19 protein-coding genes are annotated in these 15,773 nt (G+C 66.0%); 8 read left to right on the forward strand and 11 right to left on the reverse strand.

Annotation, left to right across the window (positions count from 1 at the left end; translation table 11 throughout):
- Positions 1–3: 3 nt before the first annotated feature.
- Complete coding sequence (locus tag ACVISU_RS15270) at positions 4–987, reverse strand: zinc-dependent alcohol dehydrogenase family protein (RefSeq protein ID WP_456707472.1); 984 nt, start codon at positions 985–987, stop codon at positions 4–6.
- 124 nt (positions 988–1,111) lie between these two features.
- On the opposite strand from ACVISU_RS15270, the gene ACVISU_RS15275 reads away from it, so the two are divergent.
- Both ACVISU_RS15275 and ACVISU_RS15280 read left to right on the forward strand, forming a co-directional pair.
- Positions 1,112–1,687 carry a TetR/AcrR family transcriptional regulator gene (locus ACVISU_RS15275; protein WP_456707473.1) on the forward strand — a complete coding sequence of 192 codons (576 nt, stop codon included), beginning with the start codon at positions 1,112–1,114 and terminating at the stop codon, positions 1,685–1,687.
- A 142-nt stretch (positions 1,688–1,829) separates the two neighbouring features.
- Positions 1,830–2,186: a hypothetical protein gene (locus tag ACVISU_RS15280; protein WP_050401205.1), complete on the forward strand. Its 357-nt coding sequence runs from the start codon at positions 1,830–1,832 to the stop codon at positions 2,184–2,186.
- 42 nt (positions 2,187–2,228) lie between these two features.
- On the opposite strand, the gene ACVISU_RS15285 is transcribed toward ACVISU_RS15280, so the two are convergent.
- The 5 genes from ACVISU_RS15285 to ACVISU_RS15305 form a co-directional block, all read right to left on the reverse strand.
- Positions 2,229–4,304 carry an FAD-binding oxidoreductase gene (locus tag ACVISU_RS15285; protein WP_456707474.1) on the reverse strand — a complete coding sequence of 692 codons (2,076 nt, stop codon included), beginning with the start codon at positions 4,302–4,304 and terminating at the stop codon, positions 2,229–2,231.
- 61 nt (positions 4,305–4,365) lie between these two features.
- Complete coding sequence (locus ACVISU_RS15290; RefSeq protein ID WP_456707475.1) at positions 4,366–4,983, reverse strand: glutathione S-transferase family protein; 618 nt, start codon at positions 4,981–4,983, stop codon at positions 4,366–4,368.
- Positions 4,984–5,139: 156 nt separating this feature from the next.
- Positions 5,140–5,553 (reverse strand): Rieske (2Fe-2S) protein, encoded by a 414-nt coding sequence (locus tag ACVISU_RS15295; protein WP_050405851.1) that lies wholly within the window; start codon positions 5,551–5,553, stop codon positions 5,140–5,142.
- Between the two features lie 7 nt (positions 5,554–5,560).
- Positions 5,561–6,673, reverse strand: coding sequence for an amidohydrolase family protein (locus ACVISU_RS15300; protein WP_456707476.1), 1,113 nt, complete (start codon positions 6,671–6,673; stop codon positions 5,561–5,563).
- Positions 6,674–6,768: 95 nt separating this feature from the next.
- Positions 6,769–7,833, reverse strand: coding sequence for an amidohydrolase family protein (locus ACVISU_RS15305; protein WP_456707477.1), 1,065 nt, complete (start codon positions 7,831–7,833; stop codon positions 6,769–6,771).
- Positions 7,834–8,133: 300 nt separating this feature from the next.
- On the opposite strand from ACVISU_RS15305, the gene ACVISU_RS15310 reads away from it, so the two are divergent.
- Positions 8,134–8,577, forward strand: a complete 444-nt coding sequence (locus tag ACVISU_RS15310; protein ID WP_083992005.1) for a hypothetical protein — start codon at positions 8,134–8,136, stop codon at positions 8,575–8,577.
- Between the two features lie 7 nt (positions 8,578–8,584).
- Here ACVISU_RS15310 and ACVISU_RS15315 read toward each other — a convergent pair whose 3' ends face one another.
- Entirely contained in the window at positions 8,585–9,295 is a 711-nt protein-coding gene (locus ACVISU_RS15315; protein WP_456707478.1) for a DJ-1/PfpI family protein, read from the reverse strand.
- Positions 9,296–9,370: 75 nt separating this feature from the next.
- On the opposite strand from ACVISU_RS15315, the gene ACVISU_RS15320 reads away from it, so the two are divergent.
- Positions 9,371–10,366: a GlxA family transcriptional regulator gene (locus ACVISU_RS15320; RefSeq protein ID WP_456707479.1), complete on the forward strand. Its 996-nt coding sequence runs from the start codon at positions 9,371–9,373 to the stop codon at positions 10,364–10,366.
- A 57-nt stretch (positions 10,367–10,423) separates the two neighbouring features.
- On the opposite strand, the gene ACVISU_RS15325 is transcribed toward ACVISU_RS15320, so the two are convergent.
- Together ACVISU_RS15325 and ACVISU_RS15330 are read right to left on the reverse strand one after the other, a co-directional pair.
- Positions 10,424–10,972 carry a carboxymuconolactone decarboxylase family protein gene (locus tag ACVISU_RS15325; RefSeq protein WP_050405845.1) on the reverse strand — a complete coding sequence of 183 codons (549 nt, stop codon included), beginning with the start codon at positions 10,970–10,972 and terminating at the stop codon, positions 10,424–10,426.
- Between the two features lie 284 nt (positions 10,973–11,256).
- Entirely contained in the window at positions 11,257–12,174 is a 918-nt protein-coding gene (locus tag ACVISU_RS15330) for a LysR family transcriptional regulator (RefSeq protein ID WP_456707480.1), read from the reverse strand.
- A 107-nt stretch (positions 12,175–12,281) separates the two neighbouring features.
- On the opposite strand from ACVISU_RS15330, the gene ACVISU_RS15335 reads away from it, so the two are divergent.
- The 4 genes from ACVISU_RS15335 (at position 12,282) to rnk (ending at position 14,090) form a co-directional block, all read left to right on the forward strand.
- On the forward strand, positions 12,282–12,848 hold the full coding sequence (locus ACVISU_RS15335; RefSeq protein WP_050405843.1) for a chromate transporter: 567 nt from the start codon (positions 12,282–12,284) through the stop codon (positions 12,846–12,848).
- A complete protein-coding gene (locus tag ACVISU_RS15340) occupies positions 12,845–13,375 on the forward strand; it encodes a chromate transporter (protein ID WP_050405842.1) in 531 nt (176 codons plus the stop codon). The genes ACVISU_RS15335 and ACVISU_RS15340 overlap by 4 nt, the downstream gene beginning before the upstream one ends.
- Positions 13,376–13,385: 10 nt before the next feature.
- Positions 13,386–13,532 carry a hypothetical protein gene (locus ACVISU_RS15345; protein WP_157113310.1) on the forward strand — a complete coding sequence of 49 codons (147 nt, stop codon included), beginning with the start codon at positions 13,386–13,388 and terminating at the stop codon, positions 13,530–13,532.
- A gap of 138 nt (positions 13,533–13,670) precedes the next feature.
- Positions 13,671–14,090 (forward strand): nucleoside diphosphate kinase regulator, encoded by a 420-nt coding sequence (gene rnk, locus ACVISU_RS15350; RefSeq protein ID WP_063695288.1) that lies wholly within the window; start codon positions 13,671–13,673, stop codon positions 14,088–14,090.
- Positions 14,091–14,335: 245 nt separating this feature from the next.
- On the opposite strand, the gene ACVISU_RS15355 is transcribed toward rnk, so the two are convergent.
- Positions 14,336–14,530, reverse strand: a complete 195-nt coding sequence (locus ACVISU_RS15355) for a hypothetical protein (RefSeq protein ID WP_456707481.1) — start codon at positions 14,528–14,530, stop codon at positions 14,336–14,338.
- A gap of 142 nt (positions 14,531–14,672) precedes the next feature.
- Entirely contained in the window at positions 14,673–15,737 is a 1,065-nt protein-coding gene (locus ACVISU_RS15360; protein WP_456707482.1) for a ketopantoate reductase family protein, read from the reverse strand.
- Positions 15,738–15,773 lie beyond the last annotated feature (36 nt).

A 15,773-nucleotide genomic window follows, 5' to 3' on the forward strand; every position in this document is an offset into this window, starting at 1 on the left:
CGATCAGGCCTTGCCGGGGGTAAAGATGACCTTCCCTCTGAAGGCCGCGGCCTGGGCGATCGCCTCGGAAAATCCTTCCAGACCATATGTCCCGACGACCGGTGCAGTGATCGCTCCGGACGCGACCATCGGCACGAGGTGGTCGTACATCCTGGCCAGCGTCTCGTCGGTCGCAGCCTTGCCCCAATGGCCGAGCCAGAAGCCGCGCACCGACACTTCCTTGAAAATCACGCTCAAGGCCGAGCCGGAGAACGGCTGTCCGCTCATCGCGCTGTAGATGACGAGCACGGCCTTCGGCGCCAGGCAGTTCATCAGGTTTAGCGCCGACGCGCCACCGACGACATCGAGCGCCAGCAGGATCGGTGCCCCGCCGGTTTCCCTGGCGACGCGCTTGGCGAGATCCGGTCCGTCGACCAGCACGACATCGCCGCCGGCCGCTTTGACCTCGTCGACAACCTCCTCGCGCCGGACGACGTTGACGGTCTTGAGCCCGAGTGATTTGGCAACCGCGATCACCGCCCGTGCCGTCGCCGAATTGGCGCCGTTCTGAATCACCCAGCCGCCGTGGGGGATCTTCACGAAATCGGTCAGCAGCAGATAGGCGGTCGCCGGATTGACGCCGATCATCGAGAGTTGTCGGATGTCCGCATTGTCGGGCAACGGCCGCTGCCATGACGCGGCGAACCTGACGCGTTCGGTCCAGGTCGGAACCGTGAACGGGATCAGCGTGCGATCGCCCTCCTTCAGGTTCTTGACCTGCGATCCCGCGGCGACCACCCGCCCAACGCCCTCGATGCCGAGCGTGGCCGGCGGCGTCGGCAGATAGCCGTAGCGGCCGGCGATGATCATGAAATCCGAATTGTTGATCGGCGCGGCCTCCACCGCGACCACGACTTCATTGGGACCCGGGCTGCCGACGTCGGGCACCTCGTTGAGCTTGACCACATCCTGGGCACGTCCGAACGCAACGACCTGAACCGCCTTCATGGCACGATCTCCCGATTTCGTTATGTACTACTAAGTACAGAACGTGGATCACGTCAATGGCCGCAAATGCCTTCCCGGCAAGGTGAAGGCTTCACATCCGACGCAGGAGTACATAAAATAAGGTATGGCAAGGCCGCGCAGCTTCGATCCGGACGACGTCCTGGAAATCGCCCGTCAGGTATTCTGGCAGAAGGGTTTCCAGGCGACCTCGCTCGACGAGATCACGGCGGCGAGCGGCGTCGCCAAACCCAGCCTCTATGCAGCCTTCGGCGACAAGAACGCGCTGTTCCTCAAAGTGCTCGACCGCTATCACGACGGCATTCTGGGCTGGGCCGAGCGCACCCTGGCCCAGCCTGTACCCGCCCGCGAGGCGATCAGGCGGTGGCTCACCGGCTTCATCCCCTATTGCTCGGGCGAGAAAGGCCAGCGCGGCTGCCTGTCGATCAATTCCGCGACCGACGGCTCGCTCGACCAGGCCGACCTGCGCAAGAGCATCGAGCGCTACAACCGGCGGCTTGAGGAGCTGTTGCGCGCGCGGCTGCGCGCCGACCGCGCCCAGTTCCGGAAGGGCTTCGACCCCGACGCTACCGCGCACACCATTATGGTGGTGCATGCCGGGCTGCTGGCGCTCGCGCATCAACGGCCGGATTCGAAACAGGTGAAGGCCGTGATCGACCAGGTGATGGGCCTGCTCGCCTGAGTTTACCGGCAGCGGGGCCTTCCTGCGGAGCCGCCGCGCCTCTCACGAATTTGATTTATATGATATCCATCATTTATTGACGGATTGAACTCGATGACCATTTCCGGATTGGCTGACATGGGCTTCCGGGATTGGGAACCAGATGAACAATTCGTCTTGGCGTATGACGCTCACGATACTCACCGCCCTGCTGTCGATGCCGGCGATCGGTCCGTCCCAGGCGCATGATCACGACCACCCGGAATTGAACGGCTGGTATGAGAACCTGCACAGCGGCAAGGGGCCTTGTTGCGACGGCAGCGACGCGACGCGCGTCGATGACGCCGATTGGGACACCAGGGACGGCCACTACCGGGTGCGCCTCGAGGGCGAATGGGTCGACGTTCCCGACGAGGCCGTCGTCTCCGGACCGAACCGCGCCGGCCACACCATGGTCTGGCCTTACTACCTGAATGGTCATCCGCGGCCGCGCTGCTTCATGCCGGGCAGCATGGGCTGAAGCGTCAGCGAGGACACCGCGTGTGCCGGCGCGCCGCGTTGATCAGAGATCCAGCTGGATGCGATCCTCACCATCGGCCTCCGGCTTCGCCGGCACCGCGCAGCAGATCAGCACCTCATCATCGGCGACCTCGGCGGTCGGCTCCTTCACATAGGTCACGGCGCCTGCCAGCAGCCGGGTTCGACAGCTACCGCAATTGCCTTCCCGGCAACTGAACGCGGGGCTGAGGCCGCGCGCTTCTGCGAGTTCGAGCAACGTTCCCTGCCCCGGCGTCCAGCGTGCTTCCTTCATCGATGCGGTGAAGGCGACCGGGACCGGCGCGGACGCAGCCAGCCGACGCGGCGGCGCCGTCGTGACCAGGTCCGGCTTCCGCACCAGCGACGATGGGCCGAATGCCTCGGCGTGAATCCTGCCGTCGGCGATGTTGTAGCCGCGCAGCGCGTCATACAGCGATTGGGTGAATTGCGGCGGCCCGCACAGGTAGAAGTCGTAATCGTTGAACGGCAGGATTCGCGACAGCAGCGCCATGTCGATCCGTCCCGCGGCGTCGTAATCGACACCCTGCTCGGCGCCATCGACGTCGCTGAGAACGCGGATGATCCGCACGGCACCGCCGGCCGCATCGGCCAGTTGCTGCAATTCGCCTGAGAAAGCGCGGTCCGCTTTCGCATGCGCGGCCTGGAACAGGAAGGTCGGCCGAATGCTGCGGGTGCGCAGCCCTTCATAGACCACGTGACGCAACATCGCGAGCATCGGCGTGATGCCGACGCCACCGGCGAGCAGCACCGCGGGCCGCTTCTCGCGCGCATCGATCGTGAAGCCGCCGCCCGGCGCGCGCGCCTCGATGACATCGCCGACATGCAGGTGGTCGTGGAGATGCTGCGACACCGGCCCGTCGCGCTTCACGCTGATGCGGTACATGCCGTCCGATGGCGCGACCGACAGCGTGTAGGTGCGGATGACCGGCTTGTCGGCGCCGGGCAATGCGAGGCGGATCGGCAGATGCTGCCCGGCCTGGTGCGGCAGCCGCCCTGCGCCATCGTCTGGCTGCAGATGAAACGAGCGGATCGAACGGCTCTCGTCGACGATGTCAGTGACCTTGAACGGACGCCATTGCGTCGCGCGCTCGGCGGCCCGGATGCGGTCGGCGGCCTGCACCCAATCGCCGGTCATCAGCGCGTTCGGCGACCAGCCTTCGGCGCGGAGCGCCCAGCGCAGCGGCAGCGCGCCGCGCCTGCGTACCAAACGACGGACGCGAAAACTCCAGAGCCGTTCGGCGCCCTGAAATGCAGCGGTCTCGGGCGAGTCCAGCATCACCTCGGCGTCGCCGGTCAATTGCAGCATGTCGCCGGTGTCGAAATCGACGAACAGCAGCCCGGCCTTGCCGTTGACGAGGATGTTGCCGAGCGTGTTGAAGAACAGATTGCCGGCGAAATCGGGGATCGTCAGCGTGCCGTCGGCGGCGACGCGGACGAAGCCGGCCTTGCCGCCGCGATGTGAGACGTCGACCTGGCGACGATCCTCTCGCTCGGCATAGGATGCCACGAAGAACGTATCCGCGGCCGTGATCACCTCGCGCGCGGCCTGGTCGAGCGTCGTGCCCTGCTCGACCTCTCCGGTGAACGCGGCGTCCGGCTCGCGCACGAAGGCGAAATCGCGCAGCTGGATGTATTGCGCACAATTGCCGAAACTCTGGTCGAGTTCGAAGCTGAGCGCGCTGCCCGACGATGCACGCAGCAGTCCGTTGGCACGGTTGCGACGGCGCGTGTGCAATTCGATGCCCAGCAACGCGATCGCATCGCCCTCGCGCATGCCTTCGCCCACGGGATCGCCGGAGTCGGGCCGCGCATCGATCTCGAGGCTGCGCGGCGTCGGCGAGGCGATGAAGCCGGGCCGGCCGGCCAGCACCGAGGCCCACACATCGCCGCTGCGATCCACGCTGCCGACCACGATGAAGGGAATTTGGGCGAAGAATTCGCGATGCTGGTCGGGCATGAAGTCGCGCACCGCGCGCCGGCCGACGGCCGCCATCTTCTCGGCGACGCCGACCTTCTGCTGGATCGCCAGCTCGCCTTCATGCCAGGTCGCGAGCTTGCCCTTGGTTCGCCTGTCGCTCATCGCCTCGCCCTCCCCTTCGGGTTTGGACGGGCGCGCCCGCGGGGCACGCCCGGTCGACTCATCACGCAGCCGCAGCCAGACCGGCGCGCGTCTTGGCAAACGGCACGAAGCCCGGCAGCGCCTCGATCCGGCGCAGGAACGCGTTGACACTGACATAGGCGGAGAGATCGACGTTGCCTTCGGGCGCGCTCGACAGATAGCTGTAGAGCGCGACATCGGCGATCGTCGGCTGCGCACCGACCAGAAAGTCGCGATCGGCGAGATGGGCCTCGAGCCGCTTCAGCAGCACGTGGGCGCGCGCGATCACGTCGTCCGGATTGTGCTTGGCACCGAACACGGTGATCAGCCGCGCCGCCGCGGGACCGTAGGCAAGTTCGCCGGCGGCAACCGACAGCCAGCGCTGCACCATGGCGGCGCCCTTGGCATCCTGCGGCAGCCAGTCGGTGCGGCCGAGCTTGGTCGCGAGATAGACCAGGATCGCGTTGGAATCGGGAATGATGGTGCCGTCATCATCCAGCACCGGCACCTGGCCGAACGGATTGAGCGCGAGGAACTCCGGCGTCCTGTGCGCGCCGGACCCGAGGTCGACGTCGACCAGCTCGTGCGGAACGCCGAGCAGGGAGATGAACAGGCGGGCGCGATGCGCGTGGCCGGAGAGTGCGAAGTGATAGAGCTTCATGATGCCGTTCCTGATGTCGTGGGCGGGGTCATCCCCACCGCGACATCAAGGTGGCTCATTGCACCGGATATTATAATGATCGCCAACGGAACTTCATTATTGCAGATATAGCAATAACGGCTCGAACGTCGTGACCGGGCTCATCCCGAGCATCGGTCACACCTCGACGATCACGTAATCATCCTCGATGTGCACCGGAAACGTCTCGGCGACATACGGCCCCTTCTGCAATTCGGCGCCGCTCTCGACCGCGACCGGATAGGAGCGGATCCTGAACCGCTTGGGATCGAACCACGACTGGCCGTTGCGCATGTCGAATTCCCAGCCGTGCCACGGACAGCGCAGCATCTCGCCGACCCGGTCACGCTGATAGATGCCGGGCTCCGGCGAGGTGAGGCGCGCCACGCAGGCCGCCTTCTCCAGCGGCGCGCCCTCGTGCGGACAGCGATTGAGCAGCGCGAAGAACGCGCCATTGGCGTGGAACACGACGATGTCGCGGCCCTCGAGGCCGAACACCTTGTTGCCGCCGGCGGGAATCTCACTGGTGCGCGCGACGATGTGACGGGCCATCGGTGTCCTAGAATTTGTAGACCGCGTGGGCATTGCTGTTGAAGATCTTGCGCCGCTCGGCCTCGGTCAGCGGTGTCTTGAAGGCGTAGCGCGCGTCGTCATAGTCCCAGTGCGGATAATCCGACGAGAACAGCAGCCGGTCGATGCCGACCCATTCGATCAGCTGGCGCAGGTGCCTGGCTTCATCGGGCTCGTCGATCGGCTGGGTCGTGAACCAGAAATGCTGCTTCACATATTCGCTCGGCCTGCGCTTCAGATGCGGCACCTCGCTGCGGAAACGCTCGAAGTGCTGGTCCATCCGCCACATCGTCGCCGGGATCCAGCCGAAGCCGCCCTCGATGAACACGATCTTCAGCTTGGGGAAGCGCTCGGGCACGCCTTCCAGCACGAGGCTCGTGAGGTTCGAGGCCACCGTGTGGGCGTTCGACTGATGCTCCTCGCAATAATAGGACGGCCAGCCGCCGCCGGTCGGCGCATGCCCGCCATAGCCGCCGACATGGATGCCGAGTGGCAGATCGAGCTCTTGCGCACGCTCATAGATCGTCCAGTAGCGGCGGCGGCCGAGCGGCTCGTTGGCGCGCGGCGAGACGTTGATCTGGATGTACTCGCCGGTCTTCGCACAGCGGTCGATCTCGGCAAGGCCGAGGTCGGAGCCGTCCTGCCCGACCAGGATCGAGGCCTTCAGCCTGGGATCGCGGTGCGCCCAGAACGCGAGCTGCCAGTCGTTGATGGCGCGCTGGATCGCAGCGCCGAATTCCAGGTTCTGCTGCGAGAAGATGAAGAGATCGAGCACCTGCAGGATGCCGAACTCGACATCAAAGGGATCGAGGTGCTGCTTGCGCATGAAATCGAGATCGGAGCCGGGCACACCGCCGGTCGGCGGCCAGGCATCGCGCCGCGCGATCAGCGGCGAGGAGCGCGGATACGGCGTGGTGCCGATATAGGGCGTGCGCAGATGGCTGCCGTATTCCTTGAGATGCTGCTGCCAGCGCTTCGGCAGAAACTCGTTGAGGTCGCTATGCGAATGGATGCTCGGATGGATGTCGCAATCGATGATCTTGAGCCGCGTCGCGGCGGTCTTCTCCTGATCGAGCATCGGGCGGTCGATGACGTCACTCATGCGATCCTCCTTTGAATTGAGCCGGTGTGGCCGTCACCTCTCCCCATCGGGGAGAGGTGTGGCACCATCGATGTGGCGTCAAATCGCATCATGCCTCACGCATCAAGCTTCAAACGCGGAAAGGTTTCGAGCGGGTTGTCAGCGCACATCCGCTCGACAAGACTCTTCGGCAAATACGGCGGGACCGGATCGTCGCCGTCGAACTGCCAGTGCGGATAGTCGGATGCGAACAGGAACATCTTGTCGGAGCCGATCTGGTCGATGATGTCGGCAACGCCCGTCGCGTCCATCGGCGCATCGAACGGCTGCATGGTGACGCGGAAATGGTCGCGGATGATCGCGGCCGGTTCGCGCTCCACCCATGGCACCTCGACGCGTACGCCGCGCCAGGTCTTGTTGGCGCGCCACATGAAGGCGGGCAACCAGCTAACCCCGGACTCCATCAGTACCACGGTCAATCCCGGATATTTCCCGAACACGCCCTCATAGATCAGGCTCAGCGTCTGCGCCTGGAACGCCTGTGCCTCGGCGAGATAATATTCGTAGCGATAGGACGGCCAGCCGATCGAGCTCGGCGCGCCGCGATAGGCGCTGCCGGCGTGGATCGCGATCGGCAGCCTGTGTTTCTCCGCGGCCTGATAGATCGGCCAATAGTGCCGCCGCCCGAGCAGCATCTCGCCCTGCGAGGGCACCAGCACCGAGACGAACCTGTTATCGCCGGCGCGGCGCTCGATCTCCTCGACGGCGAGATCCGGCGCCTGGATCGGCACCACGATCGAGGCGCGCAGCCGCGTGTCCCTGGCAAGCCATTCGGCCGCGATCCAGTCGTTGATCGCCTTGCAGAAGTCCGCCGCCATGTAGGGATCGAACACCGCCTGCGCGCCGTAGACGACATTGCAGATGGCATGGCTGGCGCCGAGCTGGTCGAATGCGCCGCGCTGCACCATGGCAAGATCGCTGCCCGGCTTGCGGCCGTCGGCCGGCCGCCAGTCGGCACGGCCGGACAGCGGCATCGACGGCGGGTAGGAATTGAGGTCGAGCCCGTCGATGGCGCGGCTGACCACCTGTTCCTTCCAGTGATCGCTGAGGTAAGGCAGCAGCGTGGTGCGCGTTCCCCCCACCGCGGGATGGATGTCGCAGTCGATGCGCGTGGCCGCCATGATGCTCCCTAGAAGTTCCGTTCCCCGGATTGAGCGTCTTGTCTTGCTTGTTGGCGGCACCGCTGCCGCGGATCGGACTGTGCCGCCGATGGCGCGATCCTGCAAGCGGGTCCACGCGGGGCCGCCCTGCCCTGTGCGCGCAGCGGCCCTCACGCGAAGTTGCGGGATCGCGTGTGAACGGCATCACCCATGCGCGTCGTCAGACATGCTAGCGATTTCGCGGCGCGGAAAGAGCGGATACAGGAGATGGGAATGAGACTTGGAATGAGCCTTGGCCGACTGACGATCCTCGCATGTTCAATGTCGCTGGCCTCGTCCGCCGCATGGGCCGCGCCCGCAACCACCTCCGGCTCGGTCGCGCTGGCGCTCGCCGGCGTCGTGGCGCCGTACTCGCGGCTGCCGGCCAGGGAGAAGAAGGCGGTCGCCGCGTTCTTTGGCGGCGACAGCAGTGTCCGCATCACGAAGAAGATCACCGTCATCGCCGACAAGGTGGTCTGCCGCGCCAGCAATGTCGACATCACCTCGCGCTCCTGCGCGCTGACCTTCGGCAGCAAGACCCACACCGTGAAGGGCAGCGAGGCCAACGCAATCTACGCGACCGTGGCGCTGGCCGGCGTTCCCGGCGACGGCGCCGCCGGCACGATCTACGAGGCGCTGTCGAAATTGTCCTGCACGCTCGATCCCAAGGTGATCAAGGACAAGGCCGGCGGCGGCGCCGACTGCAGCTTCGAGCCGGGGAATTAGTCCGGGCTCAAGCTCCGACGACGACACCGAGCCTCGCGGCGACGCGGCGAGCGGTTTCCTCCCGCTGCGCCGTGATCGCGCGCACGGACTCGCGCGACTGCTGCAGGATTTCGGCTGGCGCTGTTTCCGGCGTGCCGCTGTCGAACGGCGGCTCCGGCGCATACACCATATAGAGCTGAATCGCGCGCGCGGCATCGTCGCCGCGCAATTCGGCCGCGAGCCGCAAAGCGCCATCGATGCCTGCCGTGACTCCGGCGGTAAAGACAAAGCTTCCGTCCACCACCACGCGTTCGTTCACCGGCGTCGCGCCGAAGAACGGCAGCAAATGGAACGACGCCCAATGCGTCGTCGCCCTGCGCCCCTTGAGAAGGCCCGCCGCTCCGCAGATCAGCGCACCCGTGCAGACCGAGAAGATGCGGCATGCCCCCGCCGCCTGCCGCCTGATCCAGCCGAGCACTTCCGCGTCCTCCATCAGGGCTTGCTGACCGAAGCCACCCGGCACATGCAGCACGTCGAGCGGCGGCGCCTCGGCCAGTGTCGCATCGGGCGTCAGCCGCAATCCCTTGATGTCGCGGACCGGCTCGGCGGTCTTGCCGTAGATGCGGTAGGTCGAATTCGGAATCCGCGACAGCACCTCGAACGGGCCGGTCAAATCGATTTGATCGACGCCTTCGAACAGCAGTGATCCGATCCGCAAGTGGACATCGTGAGCAATCATCGCACTTCCCTCAAACTTCGCGTGAACTTTCCCAGCACTATGGACAAAGCAAATCTAGCGCGGCACGCTTCGGCGATGACGCCAACCAGCCCACGTTTCTCGCCAAACGGCCGCCGCCTGATCGAAGTGCTGGCCTATCCGGCGGTGCAACTGCTCGATGTCACCGGGCCATTGCAGGTGTTCGCATCCGCCAATGCGCTGGCGGCAAGGGCAGGCAACGCCGAACCTTACGAGGTCCGCGTCGTCGCCAAGGATGGCCCGACGATCGAGGCATCGGCCGGTGTCGGGCTCGCCGTGCACCCATTGCCCGCCATCGGCACTGCGGTCGACACGCTGGTGATTCCGGGCGGCGACGGCGTCAACGCAGCGGCGGCCGATCGCGTCCTGGTGGACTGGGTGCGCGGACGCGCCGGGCAGGCACGCCGCACCGCATCGGTCTGCACCGGCGCGTTCCTGCTTGCGGCATCGGGCGTTCTCGATGGCCGTCGCGCCGCGACGCATTGGCAATTCTGTTCGGAACTCGCCGAGCGCTTTCCCGCTGTTCGCGTCGAGTCCGATCCGATCTTCGTGCGCGACGGATCGTTCTGGACGTCGGCCGGCGTCACCTCCGGCATCGATCTCGCCCTCGCCCTGTTGGAGGAGGACCTCGGCCGCGCGGCGGCGCTCGCCGTCGCGCGCTATCTCGTGGTGTTCTTCAAGCGGCCGGGCGGACAGGCGCAGTTCAGCGAAATCCTGTCGCTGCAAACGACGGACGATAGATTCGGCGCGCTGCATGACTGGATCAGCGGCCATCTGGCCGACGACCTCTCGCTGTCGACGCTGGCGAAGCAGGCCGGCATGAGCGAGCGCAGCTTCAGCCGGCACTACGCTGATGCAACCGGGTTGACGCCGGCACGCGCGATCGAGCGATTGCGGGTCGAGGGCGCCCGGCATTTGCTCTCGGAGACGCGCCTGCCGGTCAAGCGGATCTCGCAGCGCTGCGGCTTCGGGTCCGAGGAGACGATGCGCCGCAGCTTCCTGCGCGTCCTGTCGACCACACCGCAGGATTACCGCGCCAGATTTGCGCGCTGAACCACACGCCGGCCGCAGGGTCGACGTGCAATGATTGACGCCCGGGAGAGAACCGGGTCAGCCCTTCCAGGCATGCGCCTGCAATCCCGCTTCCAGCGGCGGATTGGTCACGCTGCCGGTGTAGTTCGTGATGGTCGATGCCGCCACGATGGTGATCACTTCAAGCACGAGGTCCTTGTAGAACCCGGCCGCCAGGAAGCGTTCAATCTCCTCGTCGTCGAGCCGCCCGCGCTTTTCGATCAGCGACCGCGCCAGAGTCGAGAGCGCGCCGAGGGTCTTGTCGGCAGGCGAGCGGCCGGCACGCATCGCATCGACGTCGGCTGGATCGAGGCCGGCCTGCAGGCCGAGCGCGGAATGCAGTGCGACCGCCCAGGTGCAGCCATTGGTCACCGCATCGGTGAGCAGCACCGTCTGGATCTGCTGCTCGGTGAAGCTGCCGCCATGCACCTTGTCGAAGATGCCGATGAAGCTCTGGATCAGCACCGGCGACGTCGCCATCGTCGCCGCAAGGTTCGGGATCATGCCGAACCGCGCCTCGACGTCACGCAACGCGGGTTTTGAGGCTTCCGGTGCGGAGTCGAGCGTATGGACAGGAAAACGTGCCATTGAAACTGCCTTTCACTGTGGTGATTGAACCCGAGGCCGCCGGACGCAACTGAGCCGTTGCGATCGATATGCGGGCGAGCGAGTTCGATGCAGGCTATCTAGTCGCGCCCCGGCGCACGCGTTCGCCAAACTCCCCACATTCCGCGCCATCCCGGTGGCAGTGCCGGGCACGCTGATATTCCACTGTCATTGCGAGCGAAGCGAAGCAATCCATGTTTCCGCGCAACGGATAGATGGATTGCTTCGTCGCTGTCGCTCCTCGCAATGACGGTTGCAAGTGCCGCTTAGACGCCGACGCGGTCCTTCACCCGCCGTGTCACGATGGCGAGCAGGCGGCCGAGCGTGCCGCCGGCGGGGCCCTTCTTGCGCACCAGTGCGAGCGGGGCGACGAGGCCGGTGGCGCGGTCGAGGCGGAGATAGGCGACGCCTGCGGTCTCCAGCCGCGCCATCGATTCCGGCACGATCGAAATGCCGAGCCCGGCCGCGACGAGGCTCAGCGTCGACACCATCCGCGTCGCCTCCTGCGCCACCTTCGGGCTGAAGCCCGCTGCGCGGCAGGCCGCGATGATGCTGTCATAGAGGCCCGGTCCGGTCGGGCGGCGGTACAGGATCAGCGACTCGTCGGCGAGCGACGTCAATGAGATCCGCCGGCGCGGGTCCTTGCGGGCGCGTGGATGATGATCCGGCAGCGCCACCAGCATCTCCTCGTCGAGCAGGTGCATGATCGTGAGGTCCTCCAGCCGCTCGCTCGGCGAACGCACGAAAGCGGCATCGAGGCGGTCGGCCGCGACCGCTTCGATCAGCTCGCCGGTCGAGGCTTCTTCCAGCGACAGCGTGATCGCCGGCGCGCGCTCGCGCATTTCGCGCATCACGCCGGTGACGAAGGGATGGAAGGCGGCCGACGAGGTGAAGCCGATCGCAAGCTGGCCTTCCTGGCCGCGGCTCGCGCGGCGTGCGGCTTCCACCGCGAGCTCGGTGTCGCGCAGGATCGTGCGCGCCTTGGCGACGAAAGCGCGCCCGGCGGCGGTCAGCTCGACCCCGCGCGGCTGCCGGCGGAACAGCGGCGCGCCGATCGCGGCTTCCAGCGCGCGGATCTGCTGGCTCAGCGGCGGCTGCTGGATGCCGAGCCGCGCGGCGGCACGGGTGATATGGCCCTCCTCGGCGACCGCGACGGCATAGCGGAGATGGCGCAGCTCGATCATCGGCGATCCATATGTGATAGATATGCGAATTCCCTTATCCATATATTGGATATTTGGCACGCGGCCAACTAAAGTCGGGTCAACAACGAACCGGAGCCGCCCCGCCGATGGACGCCATACCCGCCGCACGGACCGCCAAGCATGACGCACCTGACGTCGGCGAGTTGTTCACGGGCTTCTTCATTCTCGGGCTGACCGGTTTCGGCGGCGTGTTGCCGCTGGCGCGTCACATGATGGTGGAGAAGCGCCGCTGGCTGACCGGTGCCGAGTTCACCGACCTGCTCGGGCTCTGCCAGTTCCTGCCCGGCGGCAACATCATCAACATGTCGGTGGCAGTCGGGCTGAAGTTTCGTGGCATTCCCGGCGCATTCGCTTCGATCCTCGGCCTGATCGCGGTGCCGACCGCGGTCGTGATCGGCCTCGGCGTGATCTATGGCCGCTTCGCCGACGATCCGGTGGTGCGTCATCTGTTCGGCGGCCTCGCCGCTGCGGCAGCCGGGCTCCTGATCTCCACCGCGATCAAGATCGCCTGGCCGTTGCGGCGCGATGTGCTCGGCCTGTTCATCGGCGCGCTCTGCGTGCTGGCGATCGCGGTGTTCAGATTGCCGCTGCTGCCGACCTTGTTGACGCTCGCGCCGCTCAGCATTTTCCTCCGATCGAGGCAGGCGTCATGACCGCAACCCTCGTCACGCTCGCACTGATCTTCGCCGAGCTCTCGCTGCTCGCCTTCGGCGGCGGCAACACCATCCTGCCGGAGATGCAGCGTCAGGTGGTCGACGTCAATCACTGGATGACGGCCCAGGAGTTCACCGCGCTGTTCGCGCTGGCGCAGGCCGCGCCCGGGCCGAACATGATGGTGGTGCCGTTGGTCGGCTGGCACGTCGCCGGCTTCTCGGGTGTGCTGGTGACCTCGCTCGCCAAGTTCGGGCCGTCGTCGCTCGTCACCGGCTTCGCGCTGCGGCTCTGGGAACGCTTCAAGGACCGGCCGTGGCGCCGCACGGTGCAGGCCGGGCTGGTGCCGGTCACCGCCGGCCTCGTCGCCGCCAGCGCCATCGTCATCACCCATGCATCGGTCTCGGGCTGGGGTACGGTGCTGATCGCGGCCGGCGTCGCGATCGCGACCACCACGACCCGGATCCATCCGCTGCTCGCGCTCGCCGCCGGCGCAGTGCTCGGCCTCACCGGCATCGGCCAGCCCTGACGACAGGCTGTTGGCGATGGCGCATGCGCGCTTTCGCCGCAATGGATGCGACGTCATCAGCGGCTATGTTGATCGTGCCATGATCGACACCTTGAGCATCGACACCCGTATTGCGCGCCTCGGTTTGCGCGCCGGACGTCTGCACGCAGGCACTTAGCCGGCCGGCGATCGCGCGCCGTCCGGATTCTCGTCGTCGTCAATTCATAACCCATCAAATCATTCGGCCTGTCGCGTCGCGCGAGACATCCGCGCGCCGGCGGCGCCGCGCCTGCGATCAACCGCTGAGATCATCGATATGACCCGAACCATTCAGAACGACTTCACCGCTGCCGCATTGCCGCCGATCGTGATCACCGCGAGCGAGGCGCAGCGCCTCAGCGCGCTGGCCGATTCCAGCATGGCGGTGTTTCCCCGCGTGGCCCAGTTCCTCGCCCGTGAGACCGACCGCGCCCGGGTCGTCGCCGACGATTCCGAACTCCCGGACGTGGTCCGCATGGGCGCGCGCGTGCGCTACCGGGACGACGAGACCGGCGACGTCAGGGAAGTCGTGCTGGTGTACCCGCACGAAGCCGACATCGCGCTGCGGCGCATCTCGGTGCTGACGCCGGTCGGCGCCGCGCTGATCGGGCTTTCGGTCGGCCAGACGATCGATTTCCAGACGCCGAGCCACCAGACGCGCGCGGTGACGATTCTGGCCGTGAAGCAGCAGAGCTAGCGGCGTGTAAGGGAGCCACCGGCGGCAGGGTTCCCTCTCCCCTTGTGGGAGAGGGTTAGGGAGAGGAGTGCCACACGGCACACACTCTGCGAATTGACTACAGCAACATGCATACGCAATTGCGCGGTTAGTGACCCTATCAATGATCTCGTCCGGGGCCACCCCTCCCCATCCTCTCCCACAAGGGGAGAGGGAGCCTGACCAGTGTGCTCACCTCACCGACTCGCAACGACAAGCGCAGACACCTAAGCCGCCAGACCGCACTGCCCGATCTCGAGGCCGTGCCGGCGCCCGCGCGCGATGCCTTCGGCAATCGCCTTCACGACGATCTCGGCATCGTCAGGGGAAAGATGGTCGAGCGGCTGCCAGGCGCGCAGAATGTCGCGCGCGCGGTCGAGGTCGCTATAAATTGCAAGGAGAGGAAGCGATTTGATCGGCATGTCGGTGGCTCCCAATCGCAACTGCGCGAGCCTAGCTCAACCGGCCGGGCCGAGCCATGCGTTCGGTAGCCGCGATTGCATGCCTTGCCGATCGCCGATGCATGGCGAGGGCGCGTCCCGCCCCCGCCAACACGCCATTCGGTTACTCGGCGCCGGAGCCGCCCTGCACGATTTTCTCGTTCAGCTTCTGGTCGACGGTCTCGACGGTGCGGTCGATCTCAGCGCTCGGCGTGCCGAGCTGGTGCGAGATCAGCTTCACCAGGAGATCGACGCGCTCGATGAACGGTGCGCCGGCGGCGACCGCGCGGGCCGCCGATGACGGCTTGAGCAGGCTTTCCGCCGCCTTGGCGTATTTCGCGAACGGCACCTGATCGGCAGGATCGGCGCCGAGCTTGCGCGCAATGCCATCGACATGGTCATAGATCGCCTGCGAGCGCGTCAGGTCGCTGTGCACGGCGTCGCGGATCGATTGCGGTTCGGTCGGCGTGATGCAGCGATAATTGCCGGTCAGCAGCATCGACCATTTCGCCAGCGGCACGAACAGCGAATCGAACACCTTCAGCTTGACCGGAACGTCCTGGCCGTCGAGCGTCACCGCGTCGATATCGGCTTCGAGCTCGCGAAGCACCTTGTTGTGCTTGTCGTCGGCGAAGACGGAGGCCTTGAAGTTGGTCGGCAGGCCGACATGCAGCACGTTGGCCTTCTCTTCCGGCGGACGGAACGCCTGCGGATCCGGCGAGCACAGCGTGACGAGGCCCGGCTCGAAACGCTCCCAGACCTGGGCGTTGGTGTAGGCCTCCTCGAGGTCCATGCCGGCGAGCGCGGGGATCCGCTTCAGGTACGGCAAGGGCGGCATGTTCATGATCGACAGGCAGGGCAGCTTCGCCGCCGCGATCTTGATCATCAGCACGCGAACGGTGTGGTTGGTGTATTGCGGCTCCTGCATCGCAAGGCCGACCATGTCGTAGCGCGACACGTCGACATCGGCGGGTGTGACGGCGTCGAGCTTGCCCGGCAGGTCGCGCGAGAAGATCGAGCGATGCTCTTTCTCGTCACGGAGCTTGATGCGGACCTCCGTGCCCTCGCGGTTGATCAGGTCGGCGGTGTTCCTGCGGCACACCAGGGACACGTTGTGCCCCGCCATCAGAAGCTTGGTCCCCAGCAGGGAGCCGTAGGAAGCCCCAAGGATCAGAATGTTGCGCGCCATGCTCTCTCCAAAAGCCGCTGGTGTATGGTATACCAA

This window comes from Bradyrhizobium sp. USDA 4452 (assembly GCF_054063575.1).

Excerpts from the sequence above, each read along its gene's own strand:
- ACVISU_RS15270 (WP_456707472.1), bottom strand. The coding sequence starts at position 987 with ATGAAGGCGGTTCAGGTCGTTGCGTTCGGACGTGCCCAGGATGTGGTC.
- ACVISU_RS15275 (WP_456707473.1), top strand. The coding sequence starts at position 1,112 with ATGGCAAGGCCGCGCAGCTTCGATCCGGACGACGTCCTGGAAATCGCC.
- ACVISU_RS15280 (WP_050401205.1), top strand. The coding sequence starts at position 1,830 with ATGAACAATTCGTCTTGGCGTATGACGCTCACGATACTCACCGCCCTG.
- ACVISU_RS15285 (WP_456707474.1), bottom strand. The coding sequence starts at position 4,304 with ATGAGCGACAGGCGAACCAAGGGCAAGCTCGCGACCTGGCATGAAGGC.
- ACVISU_RS15290 (WP_456707475.1), bottom strand. The coding sequence starts at position 4,983 with ATGAAGCTCTATCACTTCGCACTCTCCGGCCACGCGCATCGCGCCCGC.
- ACVISU_RS15295 (WP_050405851.1), bottom strand. The coding sequence starts at position 5,553 with ATGGCCCGTCACATCGTCGCGCGCACCAGTGAGATTCCCGCCGGCGGC.
- ACVISU_RS15300 (WP_456707476.1), bottom strand. The coding sequence starts at position 6,673 with ATGAGTGACGTCATCGACCGCCCGATGCTCGATCAGGAGAAGACCGCC.
- ACVISU_RS15305 (WP_456707477.1), bottom strand. The coding sequence starts at position 7,833 with ATGGCGGCCACGCGCATCGACTGCGACATCCATCCCGCGGTGGGGGGA.
- ACVISU_RS15310 (WP_083992005.1), top strand. The coding sequence starts at position 8,134 with ATGTCGCTGGCCTCGTCCGCCGCATGGGCCGCGCCCGCAACCACCTCC.
- ACVISU_RS15315 (WP_456707478.1), bottom strand. The coding sequence starts at position 9,295 with ATGATTGCTCACGATGTCCACTTGCGGATCGGATCACTGCTGTTCGAA.
- ACVISU_RS15320 (WP_456707479.1), top strand. The coding sequence starts at position 9,371 with ATGACGCCAACCAGCCCACGTTTCTCGCCAAACGGCCGCCGCCTGATC.
- ACVISU_RS15325 (WP_050405845.1), bottom strand. The coding sequence starts at position 10,972 with ATGGCACGTTTTCCTGTCCATACGCTCGACTCCGCACCGGAAGCCTCA.
- ACVISU_RS15330 (WP_456707480.1), bottom strand. The coding sequence starts at position 12,174 with ATGATCGAGCTGCGCCATCTCCGCTATGCCGTCGCGGTCGCCGAGGAG.
- ACVISU_RS15335 (WP_050405843.1), top strand. The coding sequence starts at position 12,282 with ATGGACGCCATACCCGCCGCACGGACCGCCAAGCATGACGCACCTGAC.
- ACVISU_RS15340 (WP_050405842.1), top strand. The coding sequence starts at position 12,845 with ATGACCGCAACCCTCGTCACGCTCGCACTGATCTTCGCCGAGCTCTCG.
- rnk (WP_063695288.1), top strand. The coding sequence starts at position 13,671 with ATGACCCGAACCATTCAGAACGACTTCACCGCTGCCGCATTGCCGCCG.
- ACVISU_RS15355 (WP_456707481.1), bottom strand. The coding sequence starts at position 14,530 with ATGCCGATCAAATCGCTTCCTCTCCTTGCAATTTATAGCGACCTCGAC.
- ACVISU_RS15360 (WP_456707482.1), bottom strand. The coding sequence starts at position 15,737 with ATGGCGCGCAACATTCTGATCCTTGGGGCTTCCTACGGCTCCCTGCTG.